The organism is Streptomyces sp. MI02-7b (assembly GCF_033793585.1).
GTDB lineage: Bacteria > Actinomycetota > Actinomycetes > Streptomycetales > Streptomycetaceae > Actinacidiphila.
Genome location: NZ_JARAWX010000063.1, coordinates 1 through 2411 on the forward strand (window position 1 = coordinate 1; position 2411 = coordinate 2411).

Genomic DNA, 2411 nt, shown 5'->3' on the forward strand with positions numbered 1-2411 from the left:
GCTTCACAGTCTCCCACCTATCCTACACAAGCCGAACCGAACACCAATATCAAGCTGTAGTAAAGGTCCCGGGGTCTTTCCGTCCTGCTGCGCGAAACGAGCATCTTTACTCGTAGTGCAATTTCACCGGGCCTGTGGTTGAGACAGTCGAGAAGTCGTTACGCCATTCGTGCAGGTCGGAACTTACCCGACAAGGAATTTCGCTACCTTAGGATGGTTATAGTTACCACCGCCGTTTACTGGCGCTTAAGTTCTCAGCTTCGCCCCGACGAATCAGAGCTAACCGGTCCCCTTAACGTTCCAGCACCGGGCAGGCGTCAGTCCGTATACATCGCCTTACGGCTTCGCACGGACCTGTGTTTTTAGTAAACAGTCGCTTCTCGCTGGTCTCTGCGGCCACCACCAGCTCAGGGAGCACGTCCCCTCACCAGCAATGGCCCCCCTTCTCCCGAAGTTACGGGGGCATTTTGCCGAGTTCCTTAACCACAGTTCACCCGAACGCCTCGGTATTCTCTACCTGACCACCTGAGTCGGTTTAGGGTACGGGCCGCCATGAAACTCGCTAGAGGCTTTTCTCGACAGCATAGGATCATCCACTTCACCACAATCGGCTCGGCATCAGGTCTCAGCCCCATGAGTGGCGGATTTGCCTACCACTCGGCCTACACCCTTACCCCGGGACAACCACCGCCCGGGCTGGACTACCTTCCTGCGTCACCCCATCGCTCACCTACTACCACCTCGGGTCACCGGCTCCACCACTCCGACATCATCCGAAGAATCAGCCGGCGGCTTCACGGGCTTAGCATCAGAGGGTTCAGCGCTGGCGCTTCAAAGCGGGTACCGGAATATCAACCGGTTGTCCATCGACTACGCCTGTCGGCCTCGCCTTAGGTCCCGACTTACCCTGGGCAGATCAGCTTGACCCAGGAACCCTTAGTCAATCGGCGCAAGAGTTTCCCACTCTTGTATCGCTACTCATGCCTGCATTCTCACTCGTGAACCGTCCACGACTCCCTTACAGGGCCGCTTCACCCGGCACACGACGCTCCCCTACCCATCACAGCCTCCGTTGGGAGTATTGCTGCAATGACACGACTTCGGCGGTACGCTTGAGCCCCGCTACATTGTCGGCGCGGAATCACTTGACCAGTGAGCTATTACGCACTCTTTCAAGGGTGGCTGCTTCTAAGCCAACCTCCTGGTTGTCTGTGCGACTCCACATCCTTTCCCACTTAGCGTACGCTTAGGGGCCTTAGTCGATGCTCTGGGCTGTTTCCCTCTCGACCACGGAGCTTATCCCCCGCAGTCTCACTGCCGCGCTCTCACTTACCGGCATTCGGAGTTTGGCTAAGGTCAGTAACCCGGTAGGGCCCATCGCCTATCCAGTGCTCTACCTCCGGCAAGAAACACACGACGCTGCACCTAAATGCATTTCGGGGAGAACCAGCTATCACGGAGTTTGATTGGCCTTTCACCCCTAACCACAGGTCATCCCCCAGGTTTTCAACCCTGGTGGGTTCGGTCCTCCACGCGGTCTTACCCACGCTTCAACCTGCCCATGGCTAGATCACTCCGCTTCGGGTCTTGGGCGCGCGACTAAAATCGCCCTATTCGGACTCGCTTTCGCTACGGCTACCCCACACGGGTTAACCTCGCCACACACCGCAAACTCGCAGGCTCATTCTTCAAAAGGCACGCAGTCACGAGATGCACAAGTGCATCCGACGCTCCCACGGCTTGTAGGCACACGGTTTCAGGTACTATTTCACTCCGCTCCCGCGGTACTTTTCACCATTCCCTCACGGTACTATCCGCTATCGGTCACCAGGGAATATTTAGGCTTAGCGGGTGGTCCCGCCAGATTCACACGGGATTTCTCGGGCCCCGTGCTACTTGGGAGTCGCACAAGCAAGCCGCTAATGTTTCAGCTACGGGGGTCTTACCCTCTACGCCGGACCTTTCGCATGTCCTTCGCCTACATCAACGGTTTCTGACTCGCCCAGCCGCCGGCAGACGACTGAAGTACGATCCCACAACCCCGCATGCGCAACCCCTGCCGGGTATCACACACATACGGTTTGGCCTCATCCGGTTTCGCTCGCCACTACTCCCGGAATCACGGTTGTTTTCTCTTCCTGCGGGTACTGAGATGTTTCACTTCCCCGCGTTCCCTCCACATACCCTATGTGTTCAGGTATGGGTGACAGCCCATGACGACTGCCGGGTTTCCCCATTCGGACACCCCCGGATCAAAGCTTGGTTGACAGCTCCCCGGGGCCTATCGTGGCCTCCCACGTCCTTCATCGGTTCCTGGTGCCAAGGCATCCACCGTGCGCCCTTAAAAACTTGGCCACAGATGCTCGCGTCCACTATGCAGTTCTCAAACAACGACCCGTCACCCGCATCCG

The 2411-nt window shown here is 57.5% G+C and carries 1 rRNA gene; it reads right to left on the reverse strand.

From position 1 onward, the window contains the following. Positions 1-2355 (reverse strand): 23S ribosomal RNA (locus tag PV364_RS41035); the annotation flags it as partial. Positions 2356-2411 lie beyond the last annotated feature (56 nt).